A 15,756-nucleotide genomic window follows, 5' to 3' on the forward strand; every position below is an offset into this window, starting at 1 on the left:
TACTTCATCCTTTATTTTTTTATAGGTGCTGAAGTAATCATACTAAGCTTTCCAGAAAATGTGAAATCATAACTACCAGTTGGCAAGATAAAGTTATCGCCAAGTTTTAACTCATACTCTTTATCAGGCAAACATAATTTTCCTGAACCAGAAATGACAGAAAATAGTTGGTATGGCCAATTCATTGTGAATTTTACTTTTCCATCAAGGTCAATTTTAGCAAGATAAAAATGCGGAGAAACAGGCTTATTCAAAAGTGTTGTGATTATTGCATCCCCACTTTTTTCTTTTTTGATATCTAGTTTTGGATCCTTGTGAGGAACTGTTGTTACATCAATTGACTTTTGAGTGTGAAGTTCCCGCTTTTGTCCCGTCTTTTGATCTACTCGATCATAATCATATAAGCGATATGTCACATCACTTGATTGTTGAGTTTCAATTACAACAATCCCCTTAGTTAAAGCATGAATTGTACCAGCTGGTACGTAGAAAAAGTCACCTTTTTTAACTGGAACTTTGCGAAGCAAGTCATCCCAATGTCCTTCATGAATCATATCTGCTAATTCCTGGCGTGACTTGGCATGATGCCCATAAATCAAGTAAGAACCTGGATCTGCTTGTAAAACATACCAAGATTCAGTTTTTCCTGAATCATTTTCATGAATTGCAGCATATTCATCATCAGGGTGTACTTGAACAGATAAGTTATCATTAGCATCCAAGTACTTAACTAATAGTGGAAATTCCTTTTCTTCTGGATTAGCAAATAATTCAGGATGTTTTTGATACAAATCCCGCAAGCTCATCCCTTTAAATTTTCCATTAATAACATGTGACGCATCATCACGATACCCTGAAATAATCCAAGCTTCTCCTACTTTTCCATCTGGAATTTGATAATTAAAGAGGGTTTCTAATTTTCTACCACCCCAAAGTTTTGTTCTAAAATATGGTTCTAAAAAAATTGCTTCCATGCTTTTCACCTTTTATTCCAAATTAAACTAGTTTTTATTGATAATAGCTGTGAATAAATTTTATTTTTATGCTTCCCAAAAAAATCAGGTATCGCTTTCATCACTTTTATATTACAGCTAAATAAATTATACCAATTTATCAACTTTTAACAAAATTATAGTTACACAAAGTTTCACAGTATTAATACTTAAAAGATGGCTAAGTCTAACTTGCAAGAAACTTGTATAATCATATATATTTAAAGCAAATACCATTGGGGAGAAAGAGAAAGATGGCACTATTTAAAAAAAATAAAAAACAAAATATAGACAATTCAAAGGATTCGAGTGTAAATTCAACTGAAAAAAGTTCTTCGAAAATCCAAACTAAGTCTTCAATTTTTAAATTATTTCACATAAAGGATTTAAAAAAAGAAATTGTTGACTTAACAAAAGAAAACCAATTACTCAAAGAAAAAGCTGACATTAGACTATCAATAAAACAAATGCAGCCAGAGCAACTTGATAACCTCATTAAGGATAAAAATGAAGAACTTAATAAATTAGATACTATAATTATTCAAAAGAAAGATAAAATTAAGAATCATGACAAAAAAATTGCTAGGCTAACAAGCCGACTAAAAGAATTAAATGCTAAAATTATTGATGTTTCAGATGAAATAAAGTATGAATCATATGGTCTTTACAAACCAAAATATAATTTTGCAAATTCTAGTACCTATAAAGGAAAACTTTCTGAGATTAGAGCTAATCAAAAATTGATGATTAAAAATGAAGTCGCAGCTGAAATCATTCATCAAATGACATTAAATGATTCAGTATCTCAAGGGAAAAAATTGCAAAAAAAGAATATTAAACAATTACTACGCTCATTCACCGGTGAATGCGAAGCTGCAATAAATAAAGTCACAAAGTCTAATTTTACTACAATAGAAAAAAGAATTAATCGTTCATTTGAGCAATTAAATAAGTTAAATGAAGAAAATAGTATCAGAATAACTGCAGAATATTTAGATAGTAAAATAGATGAGGCTCGCTTAGCTTTAGAATATGCTTTGAAGAAAGAAGAAGAAAAAGAAATTCTTAGAGAGCAACGACAAAGAGAGCAAGAAGAGCGTCAATTACAACGCGAATTAGAAAATGAACGTAAGAAATATGAAAAAGATGAATCTCATTTCCAAAAAGCCGAAAGATTAGTTGAAGAAAAAATAAAACAAACAACAAACGAAAGCGAACTTATTTCATTAAAAAATGAATTGCAACAATTACAAGCTAAGTTAGCTACTATTCAAGAAAAGAAAGAAAAACTCGAAAATCGAGCAGCTAACCCAACTGCTGGCTATGTATATATTATTTCAAATGTAGGTTCTTTTGGAAAAGACATATACAAAATCGGAGTGACACGTCGATTAGATCCGATGGATAGAATTAATGAACTTGGTAGTGCTTCGGTTCCATTTAAATTTGATGTCCATGCTTTAATATTTAGTGACCAAGCCTATCAACTTGAAGCTGAACTTCATAATTATTTCGACAAACAAAGAATTAATAAAGTGAACAGACGAAAAGAATACTTCAATATAACAATCAATGAAATCAAAAAGGTGTTAAAAGAACACAAGGATCTTACTTTTGATTTTCATGAAGTTCCAGAAGCTTCTGAATATCGTGATTCTCTTTTAATTGAAAAAAATAATTAAAAAAGAAAAGCTCAAGACAAATATATCAATATTAATCTGATATATTTTATGTTCTTGAGCTTTTTATTCTAAAATAGATAATTTTCGATAATTAACAAAAAATAAGGCTTAGGGCAATTACCCTAAGCCTTAATATTACTGGTGATTCGGGTGAGATTCGAACTCACGACCCACGGTTTAGAAGACCGTTGCTCTATCCAGCTGAGCTACCGAACCGCATCAGCAACATAAATTATTATATGTGATTGCTTTTTATGTGTCAACTAAAATTTGATAAAATAATTTGATAATATTCTTCCCTATTACCAATTAAATTGTTTTCTAAATTCTTCAAAAAATATTACTATATTATTAAATGATTCCTAAAGGAGATACGCTTATGAAATTTTATGGATATCGTCGTTGCTCTACCTCAAATAAGGCACAAAAATATCTTGATGAACATAATGTCGATTACGAATTTGTAGACATTACCCAAAATCCACCAACTGAAGCTGAATTCCAAACTTGGCTTTCAAAGTATCAGGATCGTGGCTTACGCTACTTTTTCAACACTAGTGGCCAACATTATCGTCAATTGCATCTCAAAGATAAACTCGATTCAATGACTCTTGAAGAGGCAAGTAAATTACTAGCAAGTGATGGTAAGTTAATCAAACGTCCCTTAATCACAGATGGTGAAAACTTATCCTGTGGCTTCAAAGAAGATGTTTATCAAAAGTTATGGCTTAAATAAGGAGAATATTTATGAAATACAACCAATATGCCCTTGTCAAAACTGACTTTGATCAAAAAGTAAAAGAATTAACTGAGATTAAGTTTTTACCAAGTGATTATGTAGATTACTCATTCGTCGATTTATTTAAATACTTGTTTAAACAAGCAATCGTTGAAGCAAAAACTGATGCCAGCAAAGAAGCCAAATTAGCAGAATTTGCGGTTAATGATAAAACTAGTTTGGCAGATTTTTTAAAAAACAATCCTAGCCAAATTACAGCTGATGAGTTCTATTGTGCGGCATTGCAACTACTAGGCTATCATGTGGTTTACGACTATGCATTTGATAAGCCAACTAGTTTAATGAAGAAAAATGCTCTACCTATTTTTGGAGATATTACTAACAAAAACGACTTAATTTCGGCCTTTTATCTCTTATTAAACACTCGTGCTAAAAATGGTCAAACCTATCTTGATGTCATAGCAGGACGTGGTTACTTTACCCAATTTTATGGTCAAAATAAGTTCATGTTCTTTAACGGTAAAAGTCTTCCTGTTTTCGACACTAGCAAGGTAATTCGGGAAGTTGTCTATGTTGAAAGTGATTTAGATACAGATCAAGATGGAGAAAGTGACCTCTTGCAAGTCACTATTTTTAGGGTACCTGAATCAAATGCTGGCCTTAAAGTTCCAGCTTTATACACTGCGGACCCCTACTTTGGCGGAATTATTGACAACGTTAAACGCAACCACAATGTTGATGAAAATTTAAGTGATGCAAGTTCTTGGTCTAACCCACAATACAAGGCAATGCCGACCGTCCCTGCTAAAAAGCCAAGTGGAGATACTAGTCAAGCTAGTGAAGAAGCAGTTCACAAAGCCGCTTACACCTTAAATGAATATATGCTGGCTCGCGGATTAGCTAATGTTTATGCTGGCGCAATTGGTACCCGTGGTAGCGATGGTTTAAGAATTACAGGGGCACCAGAAGAAACTGAAAGTGCCAAAGAAATCATTGAATGGCTTCATGGCGACCGCATTGCCTATACTGACCGCAGCCGTCAAACTGAAATTAAGGCTGACTGGTGCAACGGCAATGTCGGAATGACTGGTCGTTCTTACCTTGGTACTTTACAAATTGCAATTGCAACAACTGGCGTTGCAGGACTTAAAACAGTTGTTTCTGAAGCTGCCATTTCATCTTGGTATGATTACTATCGTGAACACGGTCTAGTTGTCGCTCCAGAAGCTTGCCAAGGAGAAGATTTAGATTTACTAGCTGAAACATGTCAATCTAATCTTTGGGATGCTGGCAGTCGTCTTAAGGTCCAAGCAAAATATGACCAAATGCAAAAAGATTTATTAGCTAAGAGTGATCGAACCACGGGGCAATATTCAGATTTCTGGGAAGCTAGAAACTACCGCCACCACACTGATGGCATCAAATGCTCATTTATCAGTGTCCATGGACTTAATGACTGGAATGTTAAACCTAAAAATGTTTACAAACTTTGGCAAAAAGTTTCTAAATTACCAATTGCCTCTCACCTTTTCTTACATCAAGGTCCTCACTATAATATGAACAACTTAGTTTCAATTGACTTTACAGACTTAATGAACTTATGGTTTGTTCATGAACTCCTTAATATTGAAAATGGAGCACTTACTCAATGGCCAAAAGTAATGATTCAAGACAACTTAGAGGCCGACACTTGGCATGAAGAAGAAAATTGGACAGATGATGGTAATGAAACGGTTTACTTCTTAAATGATGATATGACTTTAAATAAAAACCTTCCAGGCCACACTAAAAAATCCTTTACCGACCTTGGTGGCAAAGAATTTAAAGCAGCTAAAATTTCTGAATCAGCCTGGGAATATCAATTTATTTGTGGAGAAGAAAAATGGACTAAAGCCAGCCTCCGCTTCACTAGCGATGAATATGCACACCCGATTACCATCAATGGCCGTCCGCGTGTCCGCATTCGCGTTAGTGCAAGTCTAGCTAAAGGGCAATTATCTTGTGCCTTAGTTGAACTGGGCAAGCGTAAACGCCTAACTGCCACACCCAAATTCATTATGCCTGGTGGTCAAGAATTAGGTTATCGCTTCGGTGTTGATACCTTGCAAGAGTTTATGCCAGATAAAGAAACAAAAGCTAAGTTAATCTGTAAAGGCCATATGAACTTACAAAACTATCAAGACATGAAACATCCAAGCCAGATAGAGGCTAATCAAATGGTCTATTTAGACTTTTTACTTCAACCAACTTACTACAAGATGCCACGAGGCAGTCGATTAGCATTAATTGTTTATTCAACTGACCAAGCAATGACTAAGCGTCCATTAGAAGAAGAAACTTATACTATTGATTTAGCCCACAGTGAATTATCTTTCTGGCAGAAATAAACTATTAATAAATTTATGCTTATTTTCTGTAAATTTATTAATATATCAATATATTTTATTGCGAAAATGATATAAATATAGTATTCTAATACGCGGACACTTGCCTGTATTCTTTATAGGAAAGACGTCCACTTATTCCTAAATCAGAGCCACTCACCGTAATTGGAGAGTGGCTTTTTAGGTATAGAGAATACAATATAAATTCAATAATATTTTTAGCAAATACAATTTTTAGATTATATTTACTTTTTTCTTTACTATTTAGCTAGTAATTAAAGCGCTTTCCAAGGATGGGGGCCTGTATAATTAAATTAGGAAAAGTTATATCAAAAGATGTGGACAAAATGTTATTTCAATTTCTTTACATCATCCCTTGCATTCTTATTGTATCCGCAGTCCTTACACGAACTTTCCTTGCTACAAATACCAATTTAAAGGTTAAGGATTTACTGCCAGGTATTAAAGTAAGCATATTATTTGGACTCTTTAACTTAATCTTAGTTATCGCTGTTAAAGTTTTAACTAGCTTAACTTATACTTCTTTACTAATAATTGATGGAGTAGTTTCATTAATAGCTATGACTCTTATTTTAATTTTTGTAATTAAGCAACATCGCAATTATGCAGGCATCATGTTTTTTTCAATTGGCTTGCAACTGATTGCTTGGGGCAATCTAGCTAGTGAAGATGCTTTATTACTTTTAATTCCTTATCTAGCAATTTTGGGATTTGATTTAATCTTCGCATTATTTTATGGATTTCATAAAGAAGGCACTTGGTTTTGGAAATGCAGTTTAGAAACTAAAAATGCCTTTTTCAAACAAATTTCCCCTCTTATTCCATTCTTATATTAGTAACAAAAAAGTCATCGGGATTTTCCGATGACTTTCTTATTTTCACTTTAATGTTGATCAATCGCTCCATTTAGCCGCTTGCGATAAACAAAGTAAACAATTAAAACTAAGGGTACTAAAATCAATTGCACCAAATAGAAATATTGAATTGGCAAATAAGTATCAATGAATCCAGCAATAATTGGTCCAAAACTCATCCCCAAGTCAATTCCCATATAAAAGGTCGAACTAGCTAATCCTTGTTCTTCAAGTGGTGCTAACAATAACGCCGTTGACTGCAAAACCGAATATATAATTCCATACCCCACAGTCATTCCAATTGCGGCAAGCCCCATCATTAAGTCATTAGTCATAATTGCTAATATAAATAAATAAAAGAACATGCTAGCTGCCGCAACATAAAGCCAAACTCCAAACCTTACAGTATCAAAAAAGTTCTTTAATACAATCCGCAGTACTAGTAAAACAATCGCATAAATTACAAAATACATCCCCACGTGAATATCAAGATGTTTTTGCTCAGCATAAATCACAATATCAGCCTGGGTAATAAAATACGGAATTGCAAATAAAGCAGTCAAAATTGTAACAGGAAAAGCATTTTTCTGAACCAACTTAAACTTTTTCTTTAGTTTATTTTTTCTTACCTTCGGCATGGCATGATTTTCAACGAATTGAATGACGATAATCATCAAAATGCTGGCTACTGCTGCCAAAATAAATGAATTACGATAACCAATTGTATGGTATACATCAATAGCAATTGCTGGTGCGATTGCCATATCTAACGCATTCATTAAGCCATAAAAGCCCATTGCTTGTCCAACATGACTTCGCGGAACAAGCGCACCAAGCCAAGTAGTCATACATACTGTACATAACACAAAGCCAGTTCCATTTATTAATCTGAATAATAAGAGCAACTCACTATTAGGTGTGATTACATATCCAATAATTCCGATTGCAATCAATATTCCACCAATTAAAGACAACCGATATTTTGAAAAAATATCAGTAATATTACCTGCAATAGGACGTAAAAAAAGTGAAGCAACACTCATTATTCCGACTACAAATCCGGCAAAGCTACTACTAGCACCTAAGCTAATCGCATATCCATTGATTAAGGGCGTAATAAACATCACGCTAAACATGAAGAAAAATGAAGCCGCCATTACTAAAAATACATCTTTAGTATAAACAGTTTTTCCTTTATCTTTGTCCATAATTCCTCCTAGAATTTATTATTGTTTCTATTTATATCATACCAAGATTATAGTTCTTGCTTGAATGAGTTTTAAAATTTTTGCTTATTAAATCACTATATATTTTTGGTCAGTATATCGATATATCTTTAGTAAAGTTTTCAGTTGAGAGAAAATTTGGCTGAAATTTCTATAAATTTTCAGTTTACAGAAAATTATGCTAAACATCCCATAAATTTTCAGTTCACAGAAAATTACAAAGCCTGTTCTATTACTCTCACATCAGATATAAAAAAACACCTCACAATCGTTAGACCTATACCTAACAATTATGAGATGCTTCAAAAAATCATTAATTGTACTTTTTACTTTATTTTGGTGTTTTTTCTACGGTTATTTTTCCTGCAATAATTTGACTTCTAGCTGTTTGACTCGCCTTCCATGCATTAGTAGATAAATTGCCCTTAGTAATTGAAACACCATTATGCTCTAAGCCGTAAACTAAGTGCTGACCATCAGGGAACTTACCAATATATGCTTTATCAGCAATATCTTTAACAGCATAGCCCAATCCCTTTAATACTGAAGTTAACGTACAATTATCTTTCTTACCACTACTATTAGTATATTCACCTTGAGCTGATTGATCCGAATCAACCCCAATTACCCAAACTTTATTCTTTTCGCTTCTTGTTTTATTGAGATTCTTGGCTTCTTGAAAAACTCCATTACCAGCAGTTGCTGCTGCTTGATAAATAATATCAGCTTTTTTTGCATACATAGATTGAGCAATTGCTTTAGCCTTGTCAGTTGAAGTGAAATCTCCAACATACTGATCTAAGATTGTGATATTTCTACCTAATTTTTTAGCTGTATCACGGACCCCTTGTTTAAAACCTGCTTCAAACAAGTCTAGTACTGTCGATTTAGCTCCACCAATAAAACCAACAGTATTAGTTTTGGTAGTATATGCCGCAGCAACTCCTGCTAAGTATGATGCTTCGTTAGATTTAAAAGTTGCACTAACTACATTCTTTCGCCCTTCAATAACATCATCCATAATAACGAAATTTTTTTCAGGATATTTTTGTGCTACTGTGGCAACAGCTTCTTTTAATGCATACCCTACTCCATATAAAGTTTCAAATCCAGCACTAGCTGCTTGATTGAAGTTAGGGACAAAATCTCCTTCACTATTAGATTGAAAATATTGATATCCTCCCATTCCTTGACTAAGTTTATGTTCTTTACCAAAAGCTTTAAATCCGAGCCAAGCAGCTTCAGTAAAAGAGTGATCATCAACTCCACTAATATCCGTAATCAGGGCAATTGAATGCTTATTCTTCGCATTATTTTGACTAAGCGAACGTTTCGCACGACACCCAGATAGAGTTAATAGAATAACACCCATTAGTCCACTAGCTACTACAGCTTTGATTTGCGTCTTCTTCATCAAAAATCTCCTTCTAACATAAAAGCGAACAAATTCTATAATACGATATCTTTTTGACCGATTTTTGTCAATGCAAAATAGTAAAATATAATAACAAATATTTGCACACTTTTATATATTAAGAAACACTAGCTAGATTCGCATTGCCTATTATGATATTATTAAATAAATATTATTAAGAGGTGAAAAATGTGGAAAAATTATCATTAATGAACTTCGATTCAAATCCTAACGCTGTTCTTAATCCTAATCACGAAAATTTGGGATGCGATTTTGCTGACAAGCTTGTCTATCCTTTTGTCACTGATGAAAATTTTCAAGCTTTTTTAGCTGATAAAGATTATAAAATTGCTGCCAACTTTGAGACTTTTGCTTGCAACTTTTCTGTTTACCAAGTTCAGTATCATAATCAAACTCTTTCACTTGTTCGCCCACCTTTAGGTGCTAGTGCTGCTGTTCAACTTCTTGATTGGCTAATTGCCTATGGTGTAAAAGAAGTGCTAGCAATTGGCTCTTGTGGCGCTTTAACTTCTGGAAATGAAGGTGACTTCTTTTTACCAACTAAAGCCTTGCGTGATGAAGGCACCAGTTTTCATTATCTAGCTCCAAGCCGTTACATCAACTTAGTTAGTCCATTAGTGACGCAAGTTAAAGAGCAACTTGAAAAAAGAAGCCTGCCCTACACCGAAGTAACCACTTGGACAACTGATGGCTTTTTCAGAGAAACTAAAGCTAAAGTTGAACAGCATCTAGCTGAAGGAATATCGGTTGTTGAAATGGAATGTGCCGCAATGGCCGCTTGTTGCCAATTACGCCAGGTTCAATTTGCTCAGATTCTATACTCTGCTGACAGCTTAGCTAATTTTGAACATGATGCACGCAACTGGGGGCAAACGCGCCAAAAGGATGTCGTGGGTCTAGCTTGTGATATTTTAACAGCAATATAAAAAGGAGAGGTATAAACCTCTCCTTTTATAGTATTCAGATAGTTATTACTACATATTAGTAGTTCATGTAACGATTTCTTTCCCAATCTGAAACACTTTGAGTGTATTGAGCCCATTCAAGTTCTTTAGATTCAATAAAGCTTTGAGTTAAGTGTTCACCTAAAGCGTCTTGGATTAACTTATCTTGCTTGAAGTACTTAGTAGCATTATGCAAAGTTGAAGGTAAAGCAATAATTCCTCTTTCCTTCTTTTCTTCAGCAGACATTTCAAAGACATTTGAAGTAATTGGGGCCATTGGCATCTTAGCTTCCTTGATACCTTCAAGACCAGCCTTTAAGCAAGCTGCTAATAATAAGTATGGGTTAGCTGTTGGGTCAGCTGAACGCATTTCAAGACGAGTACCAATTTCTTCAGCATCTGGAATACGAACAAGTGGTGAACGGTTCTTGTTAGCCCATGAAATATATACAGGAGCTTCAAACCCTGGAATTAAACGCTTGTATGAGTTAACAGTTGGATTACCAACACAAGTTAAGGCTCTTGCATGGCTTAAAATACCATTTAAGAAGTAAAGAGCTGTCTTTGATAACTTGTATTCGCCATCCTTGTCATAAAAGACATTCTTGCCATCTTTGAATAATGACATATTAGTGTGCATACCTGAACCAGGTAAGCCTTCAACTGGCTTTGGCATAAAGGTTGCATGTAAGCCATGCTTTTTAGCAATTTGCTTAACAACCATCTTGAAAGTTAAAACCTTATCTGCAGTAGCAACTGCATCATCAAAGCGGAAATCAATTTCTTGTTGACCAGCACCAACTTCGTGGTGAGCTGCTTCAACTTCGAAACCAATCTTTTCCAAAGTTTCAACAATATCACGACGGCACTTAGCACCTTCATCTTCGCTAGCCATATCGAAGTATGAACTTTGATCAGTTGGCTTAGTAGTCCAGTTACCTTCACTATCTTCTTTGAACAAGAAGAATTCAGCTTCAAACCCAATTTCAAAGTTGCTGTAGCCCATATCTTTCATTTCAGCAACAACACGCTTTAAGTTGTTTCTTGGGTCACCAGCAAATGGAGTACCATCAGTATTATGAACTGAACAAATCAAACGACCAATCTTGCCGCCTTCATTATCGCCCCAAGGTAATACTGCCCAAGTTGAGAAGTCAGGGTATAAAACCATGTCACTTTCTTCGATTCGAACGTATCCATCAATACTTGAACCATCAAAACGAATTTCGTTTGCCAAAACTTTATCTAATTGACTAAGAGGAACTTCAACATTCTTTAATGTACCATTGATGTCTGTGAAGCATAAACGTAAGAAACGTACATTTTGGTCTCTAACAATTTTACGAATTTCTTCTTCAGTGTATACTTTCTTCATATTTCCACCTGTTAACATAATCTTTCTATCGTAACAAAATTGGTATAGTCCTAGAATCAATTATATTTCCTAAGAACATAGCCATATAATAGCCTTTGTTTTTTATTTTGTCAAACTGGTATAGTTATTTTATGCTAATTATATTGGACTACTTATTTTTCAAAAGTATAAAAAACATATGTGTAAGTAAGGCTAGAAAAGAAAATTGGTCTAAAAAAAAGAGCTGAAATCAGCTCTAATTTTTTATTAATATTTAAACTTTCTTAAAAAACAATTCATTAACTGCATTCATTACAGCAATTTTTACATGGGCATAAGTTAATCCACCTTGCATATATAATGCATATGGTTCTCTAATTGGACCATCAGCAGAAAATTCAATTGTTGAACCTGAAACAAAGGTCCCAGCTGCCATTACAACTTTATCTTCATAACCTGGCATATTGTATGGAACAGGGTCTACAAAAGAATCAACTGGAGAATTCTTTTGCAGCTCTTTGGCAAATTTAACCATTTTTTCTGGATCATGAAAAATAATATTTTGAATCAAATCCGTTCTAACTGCATCCCATCTTGGAGCAACTTCTAAACCCATTTTTTCTAACAGCGCACTACTAAAAACCATACCTTTTATAGCATTTACCACAGTATTAGGAGCAATGAAAAAGCCCTGCAAGAAATCTTGCATATTAGTTAAAGTAGCTCCTTCTTCTTCACATCCTGGTGCTAGTAATTCATAAGTGGCATTTTCAACCAATTGCTTTTTTCCTACAATGTAACCACCTGTTTTGGCAATTCCACCACCACCATTTTTTATCAAAGAACCAGCCATTAAATCTGCTCCATATTCTGTTGGTTCATGCTTTTCAGAAAATTCCCCATAACAGTTATCAATAAAAACAATTGCTGATGGTAAAACTTCTTTGACAAAAGCAATCATTTCTTTAATTTGCTCCACATTATAACTTGGTCTAGTGCTATATCCTTTAGATCTTTGAATTGCAACCATTTTTGGCTTATCACGAAGCAGAATTTCTTTAGCAGCCTGGTAATCAACTTGATTATTTTTTAATGGAACATAAGAAAACTTAATACCTCTTTGCATCAAGGTTCCTTGCTTATGTGGTGTAAGACCAATAACAGTTTGTAAAGTATCATATGGCATCCCGGTCAAATAAGTTAAAGTATCGCCTGCTTGTAAATTTCCTTTCATAGCTGTTGCCAATGTATGTGTGCCTGAAACAAATTGCGGACGTACTAAGGCAGCTTCAGTTTGAAATACTTCCGCAAAAATCTGCTCTAGCTTATCGCGCCCTGTATCATCATCACCATATCCATTTGTCCCTTTTAAATCAGCTTCAGCAACACTAGCATGCTTATAAGTTTCTAATACTTTGGCTTGATTATACACAACTTGTTCATCAAGCTCTGCTAATTTAGGGGCAATTAAGTTATTTACCTCTTTAACTATTTGAATTAGTTCTTTAGGATAATTATTCATTTTGCCATTGCTCTACTTTCGTTAAAATTTCTTCAAAATAATTCGGATTATTTAGAGAATCATACCAATTTACTGTTAACTTATTTCTAAAATAAGTTAACTGCCGTTTAGCATATTTTCTTGAGGCCTGTTTAAGTTTCTCAACACAAGTATTTAAATCACTTGTCCCTTCAAAATAAGGGAAAAACTCCTTATAGCCAATTGCTTGCAGAATTTGATATTCCCTAGCTCGATTTTCATAAATAAATTTAGCTTCGTCAAGTAACCCTTCAGTCATCATGATATCGACTCGCTTATTAATCCGATCATAGACTAGTTGACGCTCACTATTTAAACCAATTAATAAAGCATCATATCGTGGCTTTATTTGTACTTGTTGCTGACTAAATTTTTCTCCAGTCCGATCAATAACTGTTAAAGCTCGTAATACTCGCCGAGTATTTTCAACTGGAATCTTCTCACACGCCTGAGGATCCCTTTCTTGCAAAAGTTGCCACAACTTTTCAGGACCATGTTCAGCTAAGAAAACTTCAAACTTAGGTTCAACACTCGTTTCATATTCTCCTGGTTCTCCAAGCTGTAATTTATTAATCAAAGCATTGATATAAAACCCTGTTCCACCACAAATTATCGGTGTTTTTTTTATTTGAATTGTTTTATCAATCGCTTTAGTAGCATCTGCTACAAAGTCCTTAACAGAATATTCTTCAAAAACAGATTTCTGATTAATTAATAAATGGGGAGCAGCAGCTTGTTCTTCTTCAGTTGCCTTAGCTGTCCCAATTGAAACCTCGCGATATATCTGCATGGAATCGCCAGAAATTATTTGTCCATTTACTTGCTGAGCCAATTTAATCGCTAAGCTAGTTTTACCTACAGCTGTCGGTCCGACAACAACTATTATTTTTTGCATACCTTTTCCTTTAATAAAATGATAAATATTGCTAAAATTAAAGTAAATGAACTAGGAGGTAATTCAAAATGGCTAAAAAGTTTGGAGCCGGCTTTGTTACCGGAATGATTACTACTTTAGGTACAATTGCAGCAGGTGTTTTCACATACAAAAAGAAGGTCTTAGACCCTGCTGAACAAGAAGCTAAGCGAATTGAACAAAACCGCATTCGCGCTAACCGTAAGAGTCACTCAGCTCACTTAGGTTAAAGCAATATTTAAAATTGTTACTTAACATTATAATTATAAGTTACTAAAAAAACTTGCTGGTATTTATCCTAGCAAGTTTTTTTGTTTAATTAATATTTTGATGCCTTAGTACGACCATCCCAATTTTCTAAACCATCTTTTAGCCAAAAAATCTTTTTGTAACCGTCTTTTTGCAAAATTCTTGCGGCACGCAAAGTAATAGAACTTGCATCAGAATAAAGATAAACAGGTAAATCCTTTCTAATTTCACCATGTTGGTACTTAAACATGGTCATTGGAATATTACGCGCTCCATCAATATGCTTACGTTTAAATGGAGCACTTTCACGAACATCGATAATTTGCGCTTTTCGCATACCTGCTCGAAATTCTTCATTACTTAAAGCGCCACCAACTCTTTTAGCTTGGTATTTGTTCCATAGCCAAGAGCAAAGAAATGACAAGATAATAACTAATAAAATCGCATCAATAACTAATAAAAAAGTATTCACTATTTCTTTCTCCTCAAATTTTTCTTTATTTTATAATACCGCTCTTACGACTCTTTTTCATTCTTTTCTTCAATTTCATGTTCCCGTCGCAAAATAAGTTTTGCTGTTAAATAATCCTTTTGGCTAATTACTCCAGCATGGTGCAAATTATCCAGTTCTAAGGCCATCAGCTCAATATCCCATTTACGCTTACCAACATAAACTAAAATATTAAACTTTTTCAACAATTGTTGCACATCATATAAAGTTTTCATTATTCCGAAATAATAAATCCCATTCTCAAAGTTGCTAATATAAAAACAATTAATGCTAATGCTGCTAAAATTTTTATTGGTAATTTATAACCACGTAAGTTTTGATCTCCCAAAATTACTGTTAATAAAAATCCAGCAATTAATCCACCAACATGGCCCCAAGTATCAATTTGTGGGACATTAATATCAAACAAAAGGTTTATTACAGCTAATACAAATGATTGTCTTCCTAAATAGGCCATTCCCTCATGTGTCCGATTAGCGATACCTAATGCAATCATCGCCCCAAATAAGCCAAACAATGCAGTTGATGCTCCAGCACTTACCGCATTATCACTACCAAAAGCCATTGTCATTAAATTACCACCAACTCCTGCTAGTAAATAAATAATTAAGAAACGTACATGTCCTAGCATTGGTTCTAAATATTGCCCCATATAAAAGAGCGTAACGCAATTAACAACCAAATGCAGTAATCCAATATGTAAAAATTGGGCGGTAAAAAGGCGCCACCACTGACCTAAAATAATAACCGCGGGGTTAAATTGCGCACCCAATTTAAATAAAACTGCTGAATCCTCTGATCCGCCATTGAATGTTTCTAAGGCAAACATTGCAACTAAAACCACAAAAATAGTATTAGTCATCGCATTAGTCTTATAATATTTTCTAATTCTTGGATTATTCATAAGTCACT

The 15,756-nt window shown here is 34.1% G+C and carries 15 protein-coding genes and 1 tRNA gene; 6 read left to right on the top strand and 10 right to left on the bottom strand.

Features of this window, described 5'->3' with window-relative positions:
* Positions 1-11: 11 nt before the first annotated feature.
* The gene (manA, locus tag ACNDLV_RS01610; protein WP_006586496.1) at positions 12-974 is read right to left on the bottom strand and encodes a mannose-6-phosphate isomerase, class I; all 963 of its coding nucleotides are present in this window, start codon (positions 972-974) and stop codon (positions 12-14) included.
* A 272-nt stretch (positions 975-1,246) separates the two neighbouring features.
* Between manA and ACNDLV_RS01615 the strand changes: the two genes are divergently transcribed.
* Complete coding sequence (locus ACNDLV_RS01615) at positions 1,247-2,674, top strand: SNIPE associated domain-containing protein (RefSeq protein WP_006587165.1); 1,428 nt, start codon at positions 1,247-1,249, stop codon at positions 2,672-2,674.
* 139 nt (positions 2,675-2,813) lie between these two features.
* On the opposite strand, the gene ACNDLV_RS01620 is transcribed toward ACNDLV_RS01615, so the two are convergent.
* Positions 2,814-2,890 (bottom strand) — tRNA-Arg (locus ACNDLV_RS01620).
* Positions 2,891-3,053: 163 nt separating this feature from the next.
* Between ACNDLV_RS01620 and ACNDLV_RS01625 the strand changes: the two genes are divergently transcribed.
* From ACNDLV_RS01625 to ACNDLV_RS01635, 3 genes are all read left to right on the top strand, one after another.
* Positions 3,054-3,410, top strand: a complete 357-nt coding sequence (locus tag ACNDLV_RS01625; protein ID WP_006587164.1) for an arsenate reductase family protein — start codon at positions 3,054-3,056, stop codon at positions 3,408-3,410.
* 11 nt (positions 3,411-3,421) lie between these two features.
* A complete protein-coding gene (locus ACNDLV_RS01630) occupies positions 3,422-5,800 on the top strand; it encodes a Xaa-Pro dipeptidyl-peptidase (RefSeq protein WP_006587163.1) in 2,379 nt (792 codons plus the stop codon).
* 344 nt (positions 5,801-6,144) lie between these two features.
* Positions 6,145-6,654, top strand: coding sequence for a hypothetical protein (locus ACNDLV_RS01635; RefSeq protein WP_022091117.1), 510 nt, complete (start codon positions 6,145-6,147; stop codon positions 6,652-6,654).
* 47 nt (positions 6,655-6,701) lie between these two features.
* On the opposite strand, the gene ACNDLV_RS01640 is transcribed toward ACNDLV_RS01635, so the two are convergent.
* Together ACNDLV_RS01640 and ACNDLV_RS01645 are read right to left on the bottom strand one after the other, a co-directional pair.
* Positions 6,702-7,880 (bottom strand): MFS transporter, encoded by a 1,179-nt coding sequence (locus ACNDLV_RS01640; protein ID WP_006586491.1) that lies wholly within the window; start codon positions 7,878-7,880, stop codon positions 6,702-6,704.
* 349 nt (positions 7,881-8,229) lie between these two features.
* A complete protein-coding gene (locus ACNDLV_RS01645; protein ID WP_006586490.1) occupies positions 8,230-9,312 on the bottom strand; it encodes a BMP family lipoprotein in 1,083 nt (360 codons plus the stop codon).
* Between the two features lie 191 nt (positions 9,313-9,503).
* Here ACNDLV_RS01645 and ACNDLV_RS01650 point away from each other — a divergent pair, with 191 nt between their 5' ends.
* A complete protein-coding gene (locus ACNDLV_RS01650) occupies positions 9,504-10,259 on the top strand; it encodes a nucleoside phosphorylase (RefSeq protein ID WP_006587160.1) in 756 nt (251 codons plus the stop codon).
* 55 nt (positions 10,260-10,314) lie between these two features.
* Here ACNDLV_RS01650 and glnA read toward each other — a convergent pair whose 3' ends face one another.
* The 3 genes from glnA to miaA all read right to left on the bottom strand — a co-directional run bounded on the left by glnA (position 10,315) and on the right by miaA (position 14,066).
* The gene (gene glnA / locus ACNDLV_RS01655) at positions 10,315-11,652 is read right to left on the bottom strand and encodes a type I glutamate--ammonia ligase (RefSeq protein ID WP_006587159.1); all 1,338 of its coding nucleotides are present in this window, start codon (positions 11,650-11,652) and stop codon (positions 10,315-10,317) included.
* Between the two features lie 253 nt (positions 11,653-11,905).
* Positions 11,906-13,153 (bottom strand): methionine gamma-lyase family protein, encoded by a 1,248-nt coding sequence (locus ACNDLV_RS01660; RefSeq protein WP_006586487.1) that lies wholly within the window; start codon positions 13,151-13,153, stop codon positions 11,906-11,908.
* A complete protein-coding gene (gene miaA, locus ACNDLV_RS01665; RefSeq protein ID WP_006586486.1) occupies positions 13,146-14,066 on the bottom strand; it encodes a tRNA (adenosine(37)-N6)-dimethylallyltransferase MiaA in 921 nt (306 codons plus the stop codon). Before miaA ends, ACNDLV_RS01660 begins: the two co-directional genes overlap by 8 nt.
* 68 nt (positions 14,067-14,134) lie before the next feature.
* Between miaA and ACNDLV_RS01670 the strand changes: the two genes are divergently transcribed.
* The gene (locus tag ACNDLV_RS01670; RefSeq protein WP_006584464.1) at positions 14,135-14,314 is read left to right on the top strand and encodes a DUF3042 family protein; all 180 of its coding nucleotides are present in this window, start codon (positions 14,135-14,137) and stop codon (positions 14,312-14,314) included.
* Positions 14,315-14,403: 89 nt separating this feature from the next.
* Here the strand turns inward: ACNDLV_RS01670 and ACNDLV_RS01675 are convergent, their stop codons facing one another.
* The 3 genes from ACNDLV_RS01675 to ACNDLV_RS01685 are packed head-to-tail and all read right to left on the bottom strand — an operon-like array spanning position 14,404 to position 15,748.
* Positions 14,404-14,805, bottom strand: coding sequence for a rhodanese-like domain-containing protein (locus ACNDLV_RS01675; RefSeq protein WP_006586485.1), 402 nt, complete (start codon positions 14,803-14,805; stop codon positions 14,404-14,406).
* A gap of 44 nt (positions 14,806-14,849) precedes the next feature.
* Positions 14,850-15,059, bottom strand: a complete 210-nt coding sequence (locus ACNDLV_RS01680; RefSeq protein WP_006586484.1) for a YqgQ family protein — start codon at positions 15,057-15,059, stop codon at positions 14,850-14,852.
* Positions 15,059-15,748, bottom strand: coding sequence for a rhomboid family intramembrane serine protease (locus tag ACNDLV_RS01685; protein WP_022091115.1), 690 nt, complete (start codon positions 15,746-15,748; stop codon positions 15,059-15,061). The genes ACNDLV_RS01680 and ACNDLV_RS01685 overlap by 1 nt, the downstream gene beginning before the upstream one ends.
* Positions 15,749-15,756 lie beyond the last annotated feature (8 nt).

This window comes from Lactobacillus fornicalis (assembly GCF_055362665.1).

Coding starts and splice junctions, on each gene's coding strand:
- manA (WP_006586496.1), bottom strand. CDS start 974: ATGGAAGCAATTTTTTTAGAACCATATTTTAGAACAAAACTTTGGGGT.
- ACNDLV_RS01615 (WP_006587165.1), top strand. CDS start 1,247: ATGGCACTATTTAAAAAAAATAAAAAACAAAATATAGACAATTCAAAG.
- ACNDLV_RS01625 (WP_006587164.1), top strand. CDS start 3,054: ATGAAATTTTATGGATATCGTCGTTGCTCTACCTCAAATAAGGCACAA.
- ACNDLV_RS01630 (WP_006587163.1), top strand. CDS start 3,422: ATGAAATACAACCAATATGCCCTTGTCAAAACTGACTTTGATCAAAAA.
- ACNDLV_RS01635 (WP_022091117.1), top strand. CDS start 6,145: ATGTTATTTCAATTTCTTTACATCATCCCTTGCATTCTTATTGTATCC.
- ACNDLV_RS01640 (WP_006586491.1), bottom strand. CDS start 7,880: ATGGACAAAGATAAAGGAAAAACTGTTTATACTAAAGATGTATTTTTA.
- ACNDLV_RS01645 (WP_006586490.1), bottom strand. CDS start 9,312: ATGAAGAAGACGCAAATCAAAGCTGTAGTAGCTAGTGGACTAATGGGT.
- glnA (WP_006587159.1), bottom strand. CDS start 11,652: ATGAAGAAAGTATACACTGAAGAAGAAATTCGTAAAATTGTTAGAGAC.
- ACNDLV_RS01660 (WP_006586487.1), bottom strand. CDS start 13,153: ATGAATAATTATCCTAAAGAACTAATTCAAATAGTTAAAGAGGTAAAT.
- miaA (WP_006586486.1), bottom strand. CDS start 14,066: ATGCAAAAAATAATAGTTGTTGTCGGACCGACAGCTGTAGGTAAAACT.
- ACNDLV_RS01670 (WP_006584464.1), top strand. CDS start 14,135: ATGGCTAAAAAGTTTGGAGCCGGCTTTGTTACCGGAATGATTACTACT.
- ACNDLV_RS01680 (WP_006586484.1), bottom strand. CDS start 15,059: ATGAAAACTTTATATGATGTGCAACAATTGTTGAAAAAGTTTAATATT.
- ACNDLV_RS01685 (WP_022091115.1), bottom strand. CDS start 15,748: ATGAATAATCCAAGAATTAGAAAATATTATAAGACTAATGCGATGACT.